The sequence below is a fragment of the Bacillus sp. M13(2017) genome (assembly GCF_002218325.1).
Classification (GTDB): Bacteria; Bacillota; Bacilli; order Bacillales; family Bacillaceae_G; genus Bacillus_A; species Bacillus_A thuringiensis_K.
Window position 1 is genome coordinate 419,787 of sequence record NZ_KZ268500.1, and the last position, 18,575, is coordinate 438,361.

Sequence of the window (18,575 nt, forward strand, 5' to 3'; positions counted from 1 at the left end):
TAGCATTAAAAAAGCACAGAGAATGATAAAAACTCTGTGCTTTACATTAATAAACGAGAAATCCTGCTTTATCTAACGCCTCACAAGCAGCATCTAACTTTTCTTTAGAATCTGCCTCAATTGTATGTAAGTGAATACCATCTGTTAGTTGTGAAAGATAGGAAGCATTTGTGTTTTCGATTTTTTGTAAATATTGCTCTACATCAAAGCGATTGCTTACCATGATGGATGCTGTTAAGTCACCGTATACAGGATGCTCAACTTTTACATCTTTAATCGTAACGCCGTGGTCAACAAGCATTGTAAGTTCTTGACGTACTTCTGCTGGTTTGTGCTGGCATACGATTACGCGTTCAAAAGCTTGTTGTTTCTCTTGTGGTTTTAAATATAAATAGCCTTGGGCAGTCGCAATAATTGGTTCGTTTCGTGCTTTAAGCAAGGAAATATCTTGCACGATAACTTGCCTACTTACGTTTGTCTTCTTCGATAGTTCATTCCCAGATAACGGCTCATTTGCAGCGAGAAGCCACTGAAGGATAAGCTGTCGTCTTTCTTCACCTAAAATCTTTTTTTGGTCATTTTGTTTCATTATGATTTAACACCTCTATAAAATTGATTTCCAATTGTGTGTAGTGCATGAATAGTAGTATCAATTTGATCTTTCGTTGTTTGTTGTCCGAAAGAGAAGCGGACATATTGTTTGGCCTCTTCATACGTTTTTCCAATTGCAAGCATGGTTTTCGAAGGTTCTTGTTTACCGACTTGGCAAGCACTTCCGGTGGAAATGGCGATACCATGGCGATTACATTCTAGCATAGTATATTGACCTTCTATTCCTTTTATTGTAACCCCAACAATATGTGGTAAACAAGAAGTAGAATGACCTTCTACTTCAATTTCTAGCGGAAGGGTTTGTATTTGTCCTAAAAAGTAGGAGCGTAACTCTTTAAAACGTAAACTTTCTTCCCATTGAGTTTTTAATATATTTTCAGCAGCTGTTAAAAAAGATGCGATGCCGGGAACGTTCACTGTACCTGGGCGAAATCCCTTTTCGTGAGAAGTTCCCGGAAATACTTGCTCCCAGCGAGATTGCGGATTTATGTAGCAAGCGCCGACACCTTTTGGTCCGTATATTTTATGTGCTGAAACAGAAAGACTATCAATGCCCATCTCAAAAACATGGATAGGCAGTTTACCAAACGTTTGCACACAATCTGTATGAAATAAAACATTATATTTTTTTAAAAGTGCCCCGATTTCTGTAATGTTTTGAACGGTTCCGATTTCAGAGTTTCCATGCTGTATACTTGCTAGCACAGTATCTTCTGTAATAGCAGCCTCTAAATCTACTAAACAAAGGAGTCCGCTTTTATCAACAGGAATTTCAGTGATCGTATAGCCTTTTGATTTTAGAGATTGAAAATAACTTCGAATGGATGCATGTTCCATAGGTGTCGTAATAATATGCTTCTTAGTTTGGGCATTTAGAAGTGATTGAATCGCAAGATAGTTTGATTCCGATCCGCCACTTGTGAAAAATACTCCTTGTTCTTTTCCTCCAATCATTTCCGCAAATGTTTTTCGGCAAACTTGTAATAAAGAAGCAGCTGTTCCTCCAATATCATGTAAACTTTGTTCATTTCCGAAGTATTGCGACGCTGCTTTCATATATGTTTGTAACGCTTCCTCGCTCATAGGTGTAGTAGCTGCATAGTCAAGATATATCATCATGTAAGTTCCTCTCTCTAGTAAGAGTTACAGTTCTTTTACTTTTTAAATGGTAGTGAAAATAAGAATTATAAAAAAACTCTTGTCATTATTTTAAAACTATGTAAATATAGGTGTCAAGACAGTTGAAAAGTGTAAAGTAGGAGGCAACAATTATGCCAAGTGCAGATGTCTTAATTATTGGAAGTGGTGTTGCGGCACTTCGTGTTGCAAAAGAGATTTGTCACGAAAAGAATGTGATTATTATCACAAAGGAGACGAAACGTAATAATAATACACATTTAGCTCAAGGTGGAATTGCCGCAGCAGTAGCTACATACGACAATCCTAATGATCATTTTGAAGATACGTTAGTAGCAGGGTGTCATTATAACAATGAAGAAGTGGTCCGTTATTTAGTTGAGGAAGGACCGAAAGAAATTAATAACCTTATTGAAAATGGGATGAAATTTGATGGAGATGAAACAGGTCCTCATCTTGGAAAAGAAGGAGCGCATCGAAAACGTCGTATTGTACATGCAGGTGGCGATGCAACAGGAAAGAATTTATTAGAGCATCTTATTCAAGAAGTAGCTCCATATGTTACGGTAGTGGAACAGGAAATGGTGCTCGATTTTATTATAGAAAAAGATAAATGTGTTGGGGCTTTAACTCGCAACAATAAAGGAGAATTGAAACGTTACAATGCAGATTATACGGTGTTAGCTTCAGGCGGTATTGGCGGTTTATACGCCTTTACTTCTAATGATGAGACGATTACAGGCGATGGACTTGCAATGGTGTACCGTGCAGGTGGAGAGCTTGTAGATTTAGAGTTTATACAATTTCATCCGACGATGTTATACGCGGGTGGGCGTTGTTCTGGTCTTGTGTCCGAAGCTGTTCGCGGAGAAGGAGCTGTCCTTATAAATGGAAAAGGGCAGCGTTTTATGATGGATATACATTCCGAACAGGATTTAGCGCCTCGTGATGTAGTCGCAAGGGCTATTCATGAACAGCTACTTGCGGGTGAAAAAGTGTACTTAAACATCGAAATGATTCAAAACTTTGAACAACGCTTTCCGACCGTGTCATCGATATGTAAAACAAATGGAGTCGATATAAATAAAAAACTTATTCCAGTCGTGCCTGGTACTCATTTTCACATGGGCGGCGTGAAAACGAACTGTGATGGAGAGACGTCTATTTCGAACTTATACGCAGTCGGTGAAGTAGCTTGTAACGGGGTTCATGGTGCAAATAGATTAGCGAGTAATTCATTATTAGAAGGTCTTGTGTTTGGAAAAAGAATCGGACGACACATTTTATCTAGAGAGACAAAAGAAAAGGTGAATATGCTAGCCGAAAAGGAAGCAACGTTTATCGTTCTGAATCATTTACCGACGAAAGAAGAAATACAAAAATGCATGATGAAATATGTTGGGATTGTGCGAACACAGCAAAGTTTATCTTATGCGAAGAGATGGCTTAGTAAGTATGGTGTTCGAAATATGATATTACAACATGATGTTCTTACGAATGAAGAGATAACGCTTATTAATATGTTAACGGTTTGTGAGCTTATAGTTGTGTCAGCCTTGCAAAGAGAAGAAAGTATTGGCGGGCATTACCGGAGTGATTATCCAGATAGAAATATAGGAAAGAAAGAGATTGTTCGAGTAAAGAGAAAACGACAACTTGTGTGATGAGGGGAAGAGGGGCTTTATGAACACGATAAAAGTTAAAGAAGCATTAAATCGATTTTTTTTAGAAGATATAGGGGAAAGAGATGTAACATCTCAGGTTATTTTTCCAGATAATTTGCTTTCGAAAGGAACGTTTCTTGCGAAGGATACAGGGGTCTTTGCAGGACGTTTAGTAATTGAATCAGGATTTAAATTAATTGATGAGAGAATTGAAGTAGAGCTTCATAAAAAAGATGGGGACCTTGTAGAAAAAGGCGAAATCATTGCAACTGTGCAAGGTCCAATTGCATCGTTATTAACAGCAGAGCGCGTTATATTAAACGTTATTCAGCGTATGAGCGGAATAGCGACGATGACGCATAAAGCGGTTCTTGCTTTAGATAGTAGTCATACTCGCATTTGTGATACGAGAAAAACGATGCCAGGACTACGTATGTTTGATAAGCATGCAGTCGTGTGCGGCGGTGGATTTAATCATCGCTTCGGTTTATATGATGGGGTCATGATTAAAGACAATCATATTGCGTTTGCTAGTTCTATTACAAAAGCTGTTACATCAGTGAAAGAAAAGTTAGGACATATGGTGAAAGTAGAAGTAGAAACAGAAACTGAGGAACAGGTGAGAGAGGCTGTTGCTGCTGGTGCGGATATTATTATGTTCGATAATCGTACGCCAGATGAAATTCGGGAGTTTTCAAAAATTGTACCAAGCGCTATCGTTACAGAAGCTTCAGGTGGCATCACAATTGAAGATTTATCGAAATACGGAAAAACAGGGGTAGATTATATTTCACTTGGAGCGTTAACACATTCAGTGAAAGCACTTGATATTAGTTTCAATATTGAAGGGTAAGGAAAGTGGCTTAGAGGGGGAGAAACGTATATGAGTATTTTAGAACAAGTACAGCCAATTGAAACGATGTTACCAGAGCGTTATTACACGATGTCAACGGAAGATATGGAAAATCGGGTTCGTGAAATTAAAGAGAAAATGGGGAAAATGTTATTCATTCCAGGGCATCATTATCAAAAAGATGAAGTGGTACAATTTTCAGATGCAGCAGGGGATTCACTTCAGCTTGCGCAAGTTGCAGCGAGCAATAAAGACGCAAAATATATTGTGTTTTGCGGGGTGCACTTTATGGCGGAAACAGCAGATATGTTAACGACAGATGATCAAGTTGTCATCTTACCAGATATGCGTGCAGGTTGTTCGATGGCGGATATGGCAGATATTGAACAAACAGAAAGAGCGTGGAAAGAGCTCACAAAATTATTTGGAGATACGATGATTCCGTTAACGTATGTTAACTCTACAGCTGCAATTAAAGCGTTTTGCGGTCGTAATGGCGGAGCAACAGTAACTTCTTCTAATGCAAAGCAAATGGTATCTTGGGCGTTTACTCAAAAAGAACGTCTCGTCTTTTTACCAGACCAACATTTAGGGAGAAATACAGCGTACGATTTAGGTATCCCGTTAGATAAAATGGCAGTATGGGACCCACACACAGATTCATTAGAGTACGATGGAGATGTAGAAGAAATTCAAGTGATTTTATGGAAAGGACATTGTTCTGTTCATCAAAACTTTACAGTGAAAAACATTGAGAACGTACGGAAAAATCATCCGGACATGAACATTATTGTACATCCAGAATGTTGCTACGAAGTTGTAGCTGCTTCGGATTATGCAGGTTCAACGAAATATATTATTGATATGATTGAAGCGGCTCCATCTGGAAGTAAATGGGCGATTGGTACAGAAATGAATTTAGTGAATCGAATTATTAAGCAACATCCAGATAAAGAAATTGTTTCACTTAATCCATTTATGTGTCCGTGTTTAACGATGAACCGAATTGATTTGCCGCACTTATTATGGGCACTTGAAATGATAGAAAGAGGAGAAGTAATTAACGTTATTAGCGTAGATAAACAAGTGACTGAAGAGGCAGTTCTTGCATTAAATCGTATGTTAGAGCGTGTGTAAAGCAGCGGATTCCCGTTGCTTTTTTTCGTACATATAATCATAACGAGAACAAAATGGGCATACATTGTTTTGAAGAAATCATTGTGGTTCTTTATGCTTATTCCGCTTCTAATGATATTGAAAATCGAAGAAGTGATAAAAGTGAAAAGAAGTTAATGTTATTTAGAAAAAGAGTTACTTCATGAGATTTGTTACTTATAGATAAGTTATACAGGAGGGGGAAAATTTGAAAATTCATATCGTGCAAAAAGGGGATACCCTTTGGAAAATTGCGAAAAAGTACGGAGTGGATTTTGACACGTTGAAAAAAACAAATACACAACTTAGTAATCCAGATTTAATCATGCCAGGTATGAAAATTAAAGTGCCATCAAAGAGTGTTCACATGAAACAACAGGCTGGAGCAGGTTCAGCGCCTCCAAAGCAATACGTAAAAGAAGTGCAGCAAAAAGAATTTGCAGCAACACCAACTCCGCTTGGAATAGAAGATGAGGAAGAAGTTACGTATCAATCAGCACCAATTACACAGCAGCCAGCTATGCAACAAACACAAAAAGAAGTGCAAGTAAAATCGCAGAAGGAGATGCAGGTAAAGCCGCAAAAAGAAGTACAGGTGAAACCGCAAAAAGAGGTACAGGTGAAACCGCAAAAAGAAGTGCAAAAAGAACAGCCAATTCAAAAAGAAAAACCAGTTGAAAAACCGTCTGTTATTCAAAAACCACCTGTGATAGAAAAACAAAAACCGGCGGAAAAAGAAAACACGAAGTTTTCGGTAAATGTATTACCGCAGCCGCCACAACCACCAATAAAACCGAAAAAAGAATATAAAATTTCAGATGTAATAAAAAAAGGAAGCGAGTTAATTGCTCCTCAAATTAGTAAAATGAAACCTAACAATATCATTTCTCCGCAAACGAAAAAAAACAATATAGTATCGCCGCAAGTGAAGAAAGAAAATGTAGGAAATATAGTATCGCCGCAAGTGAAGAAAGAAAATGTAGGAAATATAGTATCGCCGCAAGTGAAGAAAGAAAATGTAGGAAATATAGTATCGCCGCAAGTGAAGAAAGAAAATGTAGGAAATATAGTATCGTCGCAAGTGAAGAAAGAAAATGTAGGAAATATAGTATCGCCACAAGTGAAGAAAGAAAATGTAGGAAATATAGTATCGCCGCAAGTGAAAAAAGAAAATGTAGGGAATATAGTGTCACCGCAAGTGAAAAAAGAAAACGTAGGGAATATAGTATCGCCAAATATATCGAAAGAAAATGTAGTTATTCCACAAGTCATACCGCCAAATATTCAAATGCCAATCATGGATAACAACCAACCACCGAATATAATGCCAATCATGGATAACAACCAGCCACCGAATATAATGCCAATTATGGATAACAACCAGCCACCGAATATAATGCCAATTATGGATAACAACCAGCCACCGAATATAATGCCAATTATGGATAACAACCAGCCGCCGAATGTAATGCCGATTATGGATAACAATCAAATGCCGAATATGATGCCGATCATGGATAACAATCAAATGCCGAATATGATGCCGATTATGGATAACAATCAAATGCCGAATATGATGCCGATTATGGATAACAATCAAATGCCGAATATGATGCCGATTATGGATAACAATCAAATGCCGAATATAATGCCGATTATGGATAACAATCAAATGCCGAATATGATGCCGATTATGGATAACAATCAACCACCAAATATGATGCCCTATCAAATGCCATATCAACAGCCCATGATGCCGCCGAATCCGTATTATCAACAACCAAATCCATATCAAATGCCATATCAGCAAGGAGCGCCGTTTGGACCGCAATATACGTCTATGCCAAACCCGAATATGATGCCAATGGATAATAATATGCCGCCGCTTGTGCAGGGTGAGGAAGATTGTGGATGCGGAGGAGAAAGTAGACTATATAGTCCACAACCAGGCGGTCCGCAATATGCGAATCCTTTATATTACCAACCAACTCAGTCTGCATATGCACCACAGCCAGGAACGATGTATTATCAACCAGATCCACCGAATGTATTTGGAGAGCCCGTTTCAGAAGAAGAGGACGAAGAAGAAGTTTAAAAAGGCGGGAGTATTCCCGCCTTTTTTACATTCCTGTTAATTAAGAAAATGAAGTTTTTTTATGAAGTGCTAGAAAATTCCCAGTGAAATATTAACAGTGTAAAAACCTTCTCGGTTACTCATCATAAGAGGGAGCTTTTCAGTAGAGAAGCTCATTCTAACAGAGGGGGTTTTTGTATTGAATACGAAAGTAAAAGTGATTGCTGCTTCTTTGTTAGTTACCAGTGCATTAGCTGCATGTGGTACACCGAAAGATAACAATGCAATGGATGGACGTAACTACAATTACGAGCGTACATCTTATAATGATACACACCAGTATCGTGATAATGTGACACGTAATGATCGTTATACAGATTATGTAACATATAGAAATGGTCGTAACGATACAGGATACAATTATTATCGAGATGTAAATTACAATGGACAAATTGCTAATCCGCATCCAACTCGTAATATTACAATGAACAATTCATACATTAACAATGATGGTAAAACAGCTGAAAGAATAACAAATCGTGTGAAACGTATGAATAACGTAGACCGTGTGTCTACAGTTGTATATGGAAACGATGTAGCGATTGCGGTAAAACCACGTAACACAGTGACAAATGAAACGGCGATGGCTAACGAAATTCGTCAAGCTGTTGCAAATGAAGTTGGAAACAGAAACGTATATGTTTCTGTAAGAAATGATATGTTTACTCGTGTCGATGCAATGAGTACGCGTCTACGTAACGGTACAGTTACAAACGATTTTAATCGTGACATAGTGAATATGTTCCGAGACATTCGTTACGGTTTAACTGGTACAGTGCGATAACAAAACAAAAGAGGAAGGGATAGCCCTTCCTCTTTATTCATCGTTGTCTTGTAAGCGACGTTTTTTAATAAAATAACTAACGGAATAAGAAACTAAAAAGCATATGAAAAGAATACTACCTGTTGAAATAGCTTCAAATAGAGGTCTTTCTGGACTGAAAATAATATAAATAATAGCCGTAACGATTCCTACAATAAGGGAGTGGAAGACAAGTTTGTAATAAGGAGTTAACTGTATTTCCTTTTCGCCTTCTTCTACATCGATTGAAACACTTAACTGTAAATAAGCAAGTAAAATACTTGTAAACATAAATAATAGCCACAATGGAGATTTCGTAATTTGATCAATGCCTTCAGTGAATCCGATATAGCCTAAAATTCCAACTACGCCAATGTATTGAAAAAGAAAGACAATACGTATGTTTTTTAACATTTGAAGAATGAGGCGTTCATCCTTTATTTTTTTCATAATATTCATCCCCTGCTTATTATGATTTCGCTGTCACATTAATTGTAACATATATATTGCAATTATCAATTTATAATTTACATAAAATAATTTGGATGAAAGAGGAAATAAAATATTTTTATAAACATGTTGCACTTATACTTTATTAATGTTATATTAGCAAAGCGATGAGCTAATTTACGTAAGACGAGAGATATGCTTAAGTGCTAAACACGCGAATGTGGTCGCCTGGTCTCTCGCCGTAAACGCATCAAGACGCCTGCTTTGCAGGCGTCTTTCATTTTATATAAAAGTAAATGATATATGCAGATGAGGTAAACCCTTATCTGCATTTTTTATTTTTCGAAAGAAATGTAATATGGATAAAACCCCCATTTCCGGAAAAACTACTAATGAAAGTATGATCTTGCTTAAAAGAGGTGAACGGAAATGAAATGGATACTGATTGCGATGCAAGCTTTCGTTATGATGTTTTGTTTCGTTTATGGAACGAATGTGAAGGCGGAAGGGCCAGTACCAGAAGTAACGAAAAAAGAACCTGAGGTTACAATTTTATTAGAGCGTATGTATGTTGATGGCGAAGTAAGCGAAGAAATACTTACAGAAAAAGTGACGGATTTAGAAAAGTTTTTACAGCAGTATAAAGAATGGCAGCTCGTTGATCGTGATGATGTACAAATTGTATTGCAAAAGAAAGTTGATGATATTTCTCCGTTATTGAAAACGAGCGGGTATTTTGGTGTTTCAGAGGAAGGGATATTACAAATTTTCAAAGGTGTACCGAAAAGTGATAATGCGATCCATTCTTTCTTTCAAATTGATATGAAAAAGCTTGAGAGCTATGAACGTGCGAAATTGAAACGTGGCATTCGTATTAAATCAAAAGAAGGTTTTGTGAAGACGATTGAAAAAATGAAGCAATACGCAGTTCAGAGTAAGAAAAAAAGCAGCTCATGGTGAGCTGCTTTTTTTCTTATTTGTTTTTAGCTAAAATTTCTTTTGCGATTTCATCAATTAGCATATCTTTTCCGATTGGATTGAATGCTTTCGTATTGAAGACTTCATTTGATACTTCATATACGTGATTATTTTTAACTGCTTTATTGTCTTTCCAAACGGCACTGTTTTTGTAGTCTTCGTAAACTTTATCAGCTTCGCCGCCGAAGTTTACAATAAACATTTGGTCAGGCTGGAATGCAACTAGACCTTCTAGTGATACTTGCGCCATCGTTTGTTTTAAATCCGTACCTTTTGTTGCTGGAAGTTTTAAGTCATTAAAGATGATGTCACCGTATCCGAAGCTACCGTATACACGGAAGTTTTGTGGTGTAACTGCAACGAACATAAAGTTCTCATCTTTTGTTTTCTCTTTAATTTTTTTAGATAAAGAGTCTGCTTTCTTATCGTAGTCTGCAATCCATTTGTCTGCTTTCTTCTCTTCGTCAAATAGCTTACCTACTTCTTTAAACTTACCACGCCAGTCTTCTAAGTTTGTTTCTAGAACAACTGTAGGTGCAACCTTTTCTAGTTGATCATAAATTTTTAATTGACGGTTGTTTAAAATAATTAAGTCTGGTTTTAAAGCAGTAACAGCTTCTAAATCAACTTTAGGTGCCCAGTACCAACCTACTGCTTTTACTCCATCTAACTTGTCTGTTAAGTGAGTTTGGATTTTATCTTTATATGTATTTGCTGTACCAACAGGTTTGTGTCCAAGAAGTAATAGTTCTTCTGTTGATCCAGATAAGTCAACAATTCTCTTTGGATTTACTGGAATTGTAGCTTCACCTTTAGCATGTTTTACAACTTTTGTTTTCGGTTGTTCTTTTGCCTTCGATTCTTCTTTTTGAGAAGAACAGCCAACGATAGAAAGAACAACGAGCATAATAGTAAATAAAATAAATAGCTTACGTTTCATCCTGATGCAACCCCTTTAATTAGTATTGATAATCATTATCGACTTCTGTATATTAAGGTGCTTTAACCTTTCTGTCAATGGAAAATAACAGAAGTTTCAAGTGGAGAACATTTGTTGGGGCAGTCTCGCTTTTCTATCATTAAATATGTTAAAATGGAATACATGATTTAAGAGGGAGAGATCGTATTTTGTTTGAATATGTTACAGGTTACGTGGAGTATGTAGGGCCGGAATATGTCGTAATTGATCATAATGGAATTGGTTATCAAATTTTCACACCAAATCCGTATGTATTTCAAAGAAGTAAGCAAGAAATCCGTGTCTATACATATCATTATGTGAGAGAAGATATTATGGCACTTTACGGGTTTAAAACACGTGAAGAGCGTTTATTATTTACAAAGTTGTTAGGCGTGTCTGGCATTGGGCCAAAAGGAGCTCTTGCAATTTTAGCTTCTGGTCAAACAGGACAGGTCGTTCAAGCGATTGAGCATGAAGATGAGAAGTTTTTAGTGAAATTCCCAGGCGTCGGAAAGAAAACAGCACGCCAAATGATTTTAGATTTAAAAGGAAAACTAGCAGATGTCGTACCAGATGCATTTGTTGATTTATTCTCAGACACAGAACGTTTTGATGAGAAGAAAGGTTCATCAGCTGAGCTTGATGAGGCACTGGAAGCTCTCCGCGCACTTGGATACGCAGAACGCGAAGTTTCTCGTGTTGTACCAGAGTTATTAAAAGAATCATTAACGACGGATCAGTATATTAAAAAGGCACTTAGTCTTTTACTAAATGGTAAGAGGTGAGTATAATGGACGAACGTCTCCTTTCAGGGGAATCTGCATATGAAGATGCGGATTTAGAATATTCATTACGGCCACAGACGCTCCGTCAGTATATTGGCCAAGATAAAGCAAAACATAATTTAGAAGTATTTATTGAAGCGGCGAAAATGCGTGAAGAAACGTTAGATCACGTGCTTTTATATGGACCACCAGGTCTTGGTAAAACGACGCTTGCGAATATTATTGCCAATGAGATGGGCGTTAATGTTAGAACAACTTCAGGTCCCGCAATTGAAAGACCAGGAGATTTAGCTGCTGTATTAACAGCGCTTCAGCCAGGGGATGTATTATTTATTGATGAAATTCATCGTTTGCATAGATCAATTGAAGAAGTATTGTATCCTGCGATGGAAGACTTTTGCCTTGATATCGTAATTGGAAAAGGGCCTTCAGCACGTTCTGTACGCCTAGATTTACCGCCATTTACATTAGTTGGAGCAACAACACGTGCTGGAGCATTATCGGCACCGCTTCGTGACCGCTTCGGTGTACTTTCAAGGTTAGAGTACTACACAGTAGATCAGCTTTCTGCGATTGTTGAACGTACAGCAGAAGTATTTGAAGTTGAAATCGATTCGTTAGCTGCATTAGAAATTGCAAGACGTGCTCGTGGTACACCTCGTATTGCGAATCGTCTTTTAAGACGTGTACGTGATTTCGCGCAAGTTCGTGGTAACGGAACGGTTACGATGGAAATTACACAAATGGCATTAGAGCTACTGCAAGTAGATAAATTAGGTCTAGATCATATTGATCATAAATTACTGCTTGGTATTATTGAGAAATTCCGTGGCGGTCCAGTTGGATTAGAAACGGTTTCAGCAACAATTGGAGAAGAATCTCATACGATTGAAGATGTGTATGAGCCGTATTTATTACAAATTGGCTTTTTACAACGAACGCCAAGGGGCCGAATTGTAACGCCGCTTGCGTATGAACATTTCGGAATGGAGATACCAAAAGTATGACGGAGATGCCAAAGCTGCTTATTACAGCCGGGATCTTACTCATCGTTGTTGGATTAGCTTGGAAGTTCATTGGAAGGCTTCCAGGCGATATTTTTGTGAAAAAAGGAAACGTTACCTTTTATTTTCCTATCATTACATGTATTGTGTTAAGTATTGTATTATCTTTTATTATGTATATAATAAATCGATTTAAATAAGAAATAGGTGGATATAGCTATGGATATAAATCTGTTTGATTTTCATTTACCAGAAGAACTTATTGCACAAGTCCCGTTAGAAGATCGTGAAACATCAAGATTAATGGTGTTAGACCGTGAAACAGGTGATATTGAGCATAAACATTTTACGGATATTCTTTCTTACTTACATGAGGGGGATTGCTTAGTTTTAAATGAAACGAAAGTTATGCCTGCTCGTTTGCACGGTGTGAAAGAAGATACAGGCGCGCACATTGAAGTACTTCTTTTAAAACAAGAAGAAGGTGATAAGTGGGAAACGCTTGTAAAGCCAGCGAAACGTGTAAAAGAAGGAACTGTTATCTCTTTTGGCGAAGGGAAATTAAAAGCAACTTGCACAGGAACTGCAGATCAAGGTGGACGCCAGCTTGAATTTTCATATGATGGCATCTTCTATGAAATTTTAGATGAACTTGGGGAAATGCCGCTTCCTCCATATATTAAAGAGACGCTGGAAGATCGCGATCGCTATCAAACAGTATATGCGAAAGAAATCGGTTCAGCAGCAGCGCCGACTGCGGGACTTCACTTTACAGAAGAGTTACTTGAGAAGTTAAAGCAAAAAGGCGTTCAGTTAGCATTCATTACACTTCACGTAGGACTTGGAACATTTAGACCAGTTTCTGCAGACACGATTGAAGAACACCATATGCACGCAGAATATTATCATATGTCTGAAGAGACAGCGGCATTATTAAATCGTGTGAAAGAGAATGGTGGACGTATTATTACTGTAGGTACGACATCAACTCGTACGTTAGAAACAATTGCAACAGATCATGACGGTAAGCTCTGCGCCGCTTCTGGATGGACAGATATTTTCATGTATCCGGGATATGAATTTAAAGCAATTGATGGTTTAATTACAAACTTCCATTTACCGAAATCAACATTAATTATGCTTGTAAGTGCATTTGCAAATAGAGATAATGTACTTCATGCTTATAATGAAGCAGTAAAAGAAAAATATCGTTTCTTTAGCTTCGGTGATGCAATGTTCGTTGCATCTCACGCTAAAATGAGAAACAAATAAAAGGAGTAAGTTATGACAGCAATTCGTTATGAATTTATTAAGACATGTAAACAAACGGGTGCCCGTTTAGGTCGTGTGCATACGCCGCACGGTTCATTTGATACACCAACATTTATGCCAGTTGGTACACTTGCAACAGTTAAGACAATGTCACCAGAAGAATTAAAAGCAATGGATTCTGGCATTATTTTAAGTAATACGTATCATTTATGGCTACGTCCAGGTCATGAAATTATTCGTGAAGCAGGCGGCTTGCATAAATTTATGAACTGGGATCGTGCAATCTTAACAGACTCTGGTGGTTTCCAAGTATTCAGTTTAAGTGACTTCCGTCGTATTGAAGAGGAAGGCGTTCACTTCCGTAATCACTTAAATGGAGATAAATTATTCTTATCACCAGAAAAAGCGATGGAAATCCAAAATGCATTAGGTTCAGATATTATGATGGCATTTGATGAGTGTCCACCATTCCCAGCTACTTTTGAATATATGAAGAAATCTGTAGAGCGTACGAGCCGCTGGGCAGAACGTTGCTTAAAAGCGCATGAACGTCCGCAAGATCAAGGTTTATTCGGTATTGTACAGGGCGGGGAGTACGAAGAGCTTCGTCGTCAAAGTGCGAAAGATCTTGTTTCAATGGACTTCCCTGGTTACGCTGTAGGTGGTTTATCTGTTGGTGAACCGAAAGATATTATGAACCGTGTTCTTGAGTTTACAACACCACTTCTTCCAGATAATAAGCCTCGTTACTTAATGGGTGTAGGTTCTCCTGACTCGTTAATCGATGGCGCAATTCGTGGTATTGATATGTTTGACTGTGTACTTCCAACTCGTATCGCTCGAAATGGTACATGTATGACAAGTGAAGGTCGCCTTGTTGTAAAAAATGCGAAATTCGCAAGAGACTTCGGTCCGCTTGATCCAAACTGTGATTGCTACACATGTAAAAACTACTCACGTGCGTACATTCGTCACTTAATGAAATGTGATGAAACGTTCGGAATTCGTTTAACGTCTTATCACAACCTTCATTTTCTGTTAAACTTAATGGAGCAGGTGAGACAAGCTATTCGTGAAGACCGTCTTGGCGATTTCCGCGAAGAGTTCTTTGAACAGTATGGCTTTAATAAACCGAATGCTAAAAACTTCTAATACATAATTTAAAAGGAGGAACAAAAGATGAATGCAGGTATGATGAATATCGTTATGATCGTTGCGATGTTTGCGATTTTCTATTTCTTATTAATTCGCCCGCAACAAAAACGTCAAAAAGCAGTTGCTCAAATGCAAAGTGAGTTAGCAAAAGGTGATGCTATCGTAACAATCGGTGGTTTACACGGCACAATCGAATCAGTAGATGAGACAAAAATCGTTATTAAATCTGGTGGTTCACACTTAACTTTCGATCGCAATGCGATTCGTGAAGTTGTGAAAAACTAATGTGGAAGGCCCTGCATGAAATGTGCAGGGCCTTTTTTAGTTACTTTGCTTTGACATATTTACACCGAAAATACCACCGAGTGTACTCGCCCCCATTAATGCTAATTGATATAGTAATTGTGAGTTCGATAAGGTTTGAGAAAAGCCTAAATAGTTAACTAGAAAGACGAGTATAGTGAACGTGAGCCCTGTTGTGAAACCTACTAGCCAACCTTTTCCTTGAGCCTTTTTGCCGGCAGTAAATCCAGACATAAGCATAGATAAAAGAGCGAGTATAAAAATAGTAACGGTTAATGTCCCTTCATTTATATTCGTAAACTTTAATAAAAGAGCCATAATCATACTAGTAATAGATGCGAGAATTAGTAGCGTAACAATACCGAAGCCAATTGCAGTTGATAATTTTTTCGTTCCATCCATTTATGCATTCCCCCTTTTTAATACAAGCATATTTTCCTTTTGCCCAAGTTAGACTAGTTTCTTTTTTATAGGGGAGTCTATACGTAAAAAAGGAGATGTAGGAATGGAATGGATATCGGTAATTGGACGGACAATGCTTTTGTATATCATTATCTTAATTATTTTTCGTCTTATGGGTAAACGTGAGATAGGAGAGCTAAGTGTATTAGATTTAGTCGTATTTATTATGCTTGGAGAAATGGCTGTAGTAGCAATTGAAAATACCGATAAATCACTTTGGCATCAATTAGTTCCGATGGCTTTTCTTATGTGCATACAAATCATTTTGTCAGTCATTTCATTAAAGTTTCAACGATTTCGGCATTTAATAGAAGGTGAACCAGCAATTATTATTAATGCGGGAAAGATTGATGAAAAAAAGATGAGAAACCAGCGATATAATATTGATGATTTAATGATGCAATTAAGGGAACAAGGAGTTGGAGATATTCGGGATGTAGAATATGCTATTTTGGAACCGTCTGGGAAGTTATCTGTCTTTCAAAAACAAAAAAATAAACAAGATACATTGCGGTTTACGCTTCCTCTTATTATTGATGGAGAAATTCAATCTAGCCATTTACAAATGATTGAGCATACAGATGAATGGCTTATTGAGAAATTAAAAAACTTAGGTTATAACGATATAACACAAATTTTATACTGTAGTTTTCAAAACGGACAATTTTTTGTTGATTTAAAAGAAAATTAGATACTTATTCTTTGAAAGAGTAAGAATGATTAGTGTAACTAATAATCAGTGGAGATTACCCCACTGATTAAAGTTTCACCTTATTTCAAAAATGAAAGTTTACGAATAATAGGGAGGCGACTTAACTCTTCTTTTCGAATGAGTTTGAAAGTGAAGAGAAGTACGATATAAACAATTGTTGTTAAAGTGATTTCCCATAATGTTTGTATGCCAAGGGAATGAGAGAAAATAATATATTTATGAAGATAAAAACCGAAGGCGCCTGCGATACCGATGGCAAGTCCGCCGAAAATATAGTCTTTTGCGTAAATGGTAAATGTAATCTTTTTCAAAACAGTAGCGTAGTGAAGAAATGTTACTGTTACAATATTTGCAGCGATAGCAAGGGCAACCCCCATCATTTGAAATTCTGGCCTTGATGCTAGTACAAAAATAACGATTAATTTCACGATGGCACCAATAAATGTATTCATCATTGCAGCTCTTGCTAAGTTTAAAGCTTGCAAAACAGAGGTAAGTGGACTTTGGAAATAATGAAATAAAAAGCAAGGCGCAAGAAGTTGAATGAATGCTGTTGCGCTGTCTGATCCATACATAAGAGTTAAAACAGGAGAAGCGAATACGTATAATATAACGACAGACCATCCGCCGGTAATTAATGAAATTCGAAGTGCTTGTTGTAAACGGTGCTCTACTAATTTATGTTGTCTTTTTGCCATTGCCTCACTAATAGAAGGAACGAGCGCTGTAGAGAGAGCGTATGTAATAAAGGCGGGTAGTGATAGGAGTGGGAATGCATAACCGTTTAATATACCGTATTGCTGGGTTGCAACAGAAGCAGCGACACCAGCGATTGCTAAACTTTGCATAACGACAATAGGTTCAAAAAAATATGAAACGGAACCGATTAAACGACTTCCTGTAGTTGGAAGGGCAATATCCATCAGAGAATAAAATGTCCCTTTGCTTTCTTTTACAGTAGTGAAAAATTCAGAACGTATTGATAAATGTTTTTCTCGCTGAAATAACGTGAGTAAAAATAATAACGATGCAACTTCACCGAGAACAGCTGATAACATAGCGCCGGCTGCAGCGTATTCTATGCCGTAAGGTAAAAATAATTGGATGCATATAGCGATAATGGTAATGCGGACGACTTGTTCTAGAACTTGCGCATAAGCGCTAGGTTTCATGTTTTGTTTCCCTTGAAAGTAACCACGCAAAACAGAAGAAACAGCAATAACGGGAACAACGGGCAAAATGGCCATTAATGGATAGTACGTTCTTTCGTCGGTTAATAATGTTTTTGCTAAAATAGGTGTGAGGAACATAATTCCGATTGTTAAAATGATACTAATAACGGATGTAACAGCTAGTGATACGGTTAATATTTTTTTAACTCTTTGTTTATCGTTCACAGCTTCCGCTTCTGCTACAAATTTTGCGATGGCGACAGGAAGACCAATTTGTGTCAATGTAATTGCTAAAATGAATGTAGGAACGGCCATCATATAAAGACCAACGCCTTCTTCTCCTAAAATACGTGCCATTACTATGCGGTTGATAAAGCCGAGTATTTTTGTAATAAAGCCGGCTATCATTAAAATAAATGCGCCTTTTAAAAAGCTTTGTCTCGTCATGTTCTTCTCCTACCTTCTCAAAATCAATGGAATGATTTACAATAATTTATATGCACGTACGAGACAAGAATGACAAGCATTTAAGAGAGTGAAGTATGATAGTGCTCTTGAAAGTAGTTATTGCTGTCCATTAGAGCGGGATTAAAGCGACTTTTTCGTGCTGAAATAAGAAGGAGATGTTATAGATGTTAGATAGAGAGGCTTTGGTAGAATCATACCGCGGACAGTTACAAGTCGTTTTAGAAAGTAAAGTAGAAGAGTTTCAAATGTTCGGTTACGACCGAGTGACAGATGATGATATTTGGAAGTTTCTTAAAGTGAAAAAGTGGAAGAAGATAGACAGCGATGTTAGATTGTATGAATTAGTTAATGACGTATTAACAGTAACAGCTAATGAATATATGACATATTTAACTGTTGAAGCTTACCAAGCGCCACTTTGGTCATTTGATGAGTACGAAAATAAATAACCGACTGCAATTGGTTTGTTCTTCCTTTTGCAGTATAATGATATGTA

At 37.3% G+C, this 18,575-nt stretch carries 19 protein-coding genes and 1 pseudogene; 14 read left to right on the forward strand and 6 right to left on the reverse strand.

The window, feature by feature from the left end:
* Positions 1 to 46 precede the first annotated feature (46 nt).
* Both CGQ22_RS02440 and CGQ22_RS02445 read right to left on the reverse strand, forming a co-directional pair.
* Positions 47 to 589, reverse strand: a complete 543-nt coding sequence (locus CGQ22_RS02440; protein ID WP_000812240.1) for a transcription repressor NadR — start codon at positions 587 to 589, stop codon at positions 47 to 49.
* Positions 589 to 1,731 (reverse strand): IscS subfamily cysteine desulfurase, encoded by a 1,143-nt coding sequence (locus CGQ22_RS02445; protein WP_000973756.1) that lies wholly within the window; start codon positions 1,729 to 1,731, stop codon positions 589 to 591. Before CGQ22_RS02445 ends, CGQ22_RS02440 begins: the two co-directional genes overlap by 1 nt.
* Before the next feature lie 152 nt (positions 1,732 to 1,883).
* On the opposite strand from CGQ22_RS02445, the gene nadB reads away from it, so the two are divergent.
* From nadB to CGQ22_RS02470, 5 genes and pseudogenes are all read left to right on the forward strand, one after another.
* Complete coding sequence (gene nadB / locus CGQ22_RS02450; RefSeq protein WP_089148263.1) at positions 1,884 to 3,413, forward strand: L-aspartate oxidase; 1,530 nt, start codon at positions 1,884 to 1,886, stop codon at positions 3,411 to 3,413.
* A 19-nt stretch (positions 3,414 to 3,432) separates the two neighbouring features.
* A complete protein-coding gene (nadC, locus tag CGQ22_RS02455) occupies positions 3,433 to 4,266 on the forward strand; it encodes a carboxylating nicotinate-nucleotide diphosphorylase (protein WP_001092248.1) in 834 nt (277 codons plus the stop codon).
* 30 nt (positions 4,267 to 4,296) lie between these two features.
* Complete coding sequence (gene nadA, locus CGQ22_RS02460; protein ID WP_089148264.1) at positions 4,297 to 5,403, forward strand: quinolinate synthase NadA; 1,107 nt, start codon at positions 4,297 to 4,299, stop codon at positions 5,401 to 5,403.
* Positions 5,404 to 5,629: 226 nt separating this feature from the next.
* A pseudogene (gene safA / locus CGQ22_RS32860) lies at positions 5,630 to 5,786 on the forward strand (SafA/ExsA family spore coat assembly protein); the annotation flags it as partial.
* A 1,908-nt stretch (positions 5,787 to 7,694) separates the two neighbouring features.
* A complete protein-coding gene (locus CGQ22_RS02470; protein WP_001093536.1) occupies positions 7,695 to 8,339 on the forward strand; it encodes a YhcN/YlaJ family sporulation lipoprotein in 645 nt (214 codons plus the stop codon).
* A gap of 33 nt (positions 8,340 to 8,372) precedes the next feature.
* Here the strand turns inward: CGQ22_RS02470 and CGQ22_RS02475 are convergent, their stop codons facing one another.
* Positions 8,373 to 8,807, reverse strand: coding sequence for a hypothetical protein (locus CGQ22_RS02475; RefSeq protein ID WP_000721223.1), 435 nt, complete (start codon positions 8,805 to 8,807; stop codon positions 8,373 to 8,375).
* Between the two features lie 429 nt (positions 8,808 to 9,236).
* Here CGQ22_RS02475 and CGQ22_RS02480 point away from each other — a divergent pair, with 429 nt between their 5' ends.
* The gene (locus CGQ22_RS02480) at positions 9,237 to 9,767 is read left to right on the forward strand and encodes a BofC C-terminal domain-containing protein (protein WP_000871192.1); all 531 of its coding nucleotides are present in this window, start codon (positions 9,237 to 9,239) and stop codon (positions 9,765 to 9,767) included.
* Between the two features lie 13 nt (positions 9,768 to 9,780).
* On the opposite strand, the gene CGQ22_RS02485 is transcribed toward CGQ22_RS02480, so the two are convergent.
* Positions 9,781 to 10,725 carry an iron-hydroxamate ABC transporter substrate-binding protein gene (locus CGQ22_RS02485; protein WP_000823612.1) on the reverse strand — a complete coding sequence of 315 codons (945 nt, stop codon included), beginning with the start codon at positions 10,723 to 10,725 and terminating at the stop codon, positions 9,781 to 9,783.
* Between the two features lie 188 nt (positions 10,726 to 10,913).
* Here CGQ22_RS02485 and ruvA point away from each other — a divergent pair, with 188 nt between their 5' ends.
* The 6 genes from ruvA to yajC are packed head-to-tail and all read left to right on the forward strand — an operon-like array spanning position 10,914 to position 15,247.
* Positions 10,914 to 11,531 (forward strand): Holliday junction DNA helicase RuvA, encoded by a 618-nt coding sequence (gene ruvA, locus CGQ22_RS02490; RefSeq protein WP_000464511.1) that lies wholly within the window; start codon positions 10,914 to 10,916, stop codon positions 11,529 to 11,531.
* A gap of 5 nt (positions 11,532 to 11,536) precedes the next feature.
* The gene (gene ruvB / locus CGQ22_RS02495) at positions 11,537 to 12,538 is read left to right on the forward strand and encodes a Holliday junction branch migration DNA helicase RuvB (protein ID WP_000344449.1); all 1,002 of its coding nucleotides are present in this window, start codon (positions 11,537 to 11,539) and stop codon (positions 12,536 to 12,538) included.
* Positions 12,535 to 12,735 carry a DUF2905 domain-containing protein gene (locus CGQ22_RS02500; protein ID WP_000138162.1) on the forward strand — a complete coding sequence of 67 codons (201 nt, stop codon included), beginning with the start codon at positions 12,535 to 12,537 and terminating at the stop codon, positions 12,733 to 12,735. Before ruvB ends, CGQ22_RS02500 begins: the two co-directional genes overlap by 4 nt.
* 19 nt (positions 12,736 to 12,754) lie before the next feature.
* Positions 12,755 to 13,807: a tRNA preQ1(34) S-adenosylmethionine ribosyltransferase-isomerase QueA gene (gene queA, locus CGQ22_RS02505; protein WP_000354014.1), complete on the forward strand. Its 1,053-nt coding sequence runs from the start codon at positions 12,755 to 12,757 to the stop codon at positions 13,805 to 13,807.
* Positions 13,808 to 13,819: 12 nt separating this feature from the next.
* Positions 13,820 to 14,959: a tRNA guanosine(34) transglycosylase Tgt gene (tgt, locus tag CGQ22_RS02510; RefSeq protein ID WP_000125365.1), complete on the forward strand. Its 1,140-nt coding sequence runs from the start codon at positions 13,820 to 13,822 to the stop codon at positions 14,957 to 14,959.
* A 27-nt stretch (positions 14,960 to 14,986) separates the two neighbouring features.
* Positions 14,987 to 15,247: a preprotein translocase subunit YajC gene (yajC, locus tag CGQ22_RS02515; RefSeq protein WP_000991115.1), complete on the forward strand. Its 261-nt coding sequence runs from the start codon at positions 14,987 to 14,989 to the stop codon at positions 15,245 to 15,247.
* 36 nt (positions 15,248 to 15,283) lie between these two features.
* On the opposite strand, the gene CGQ22_RS02520 is transcribed toward yajC, so the two are convergent.
* The gene (locus CGQ22_RS02520) at positions 15,284 to 15,667 is read right to left on the reverse strand and encodes a TIGR04086 family membrane protein (protein WP_000349148.1); all 384 of its coding nucleotides are present in this window, start codon (positions 15,665 to 15,667) and stop codon (positions 15,284 to 15,286) included.
* A 103-nt stretch (positions 15,668 to 15,770) separates the two neighbouring features.
* On the opposite strand from CGQ22_RS02520, the gene CGQ22_RS02525 reads away from it, so the two are divergent.
* Entirely contained in the window at positions 15,771 to 16,418 is a 648-nt protein-coding gene (locus CGQ22_RS02525; RefSeq protein ID WP_000454836.1) for a DUF421 domain-containing protein, read from the forward strand.
* Between the two features lie 80 nt (positions 16,419 to 16,498).
* On the opposite strand, the gene spoVB is transcribed toward CGQ22_RS02525, so the two are convergent.
* Entirely contained in the window at positions 16,499 to 18,058 is a 1,560-nt protein-coding gene (spoVB, locus tag CGQ22_RS02530; RefSeq protein ID WP_000198295.1) for a stage V sporulation protein B, read from the reverse strand.
* 185 nt (positions 18,059 to 18,243) lie between these two features.
* Between spoVB and CGQ22_RS02535 the strand changes: the two genes are divergently transcribed.
* On the forward strand, positions 18,244 to 18,528 hold the full coding sequence (locus tag CGQ22_RS02535) for a post-transcriptional regulator (RefSeq protein WP_000886980.1): 285 nt from the start codon (positions 18,244 to 18,246) through the stop codon (positions 18,526 to 18,528).
* Positions 18,529 to 18,575 lie beyond the last annotated feature (47 nt).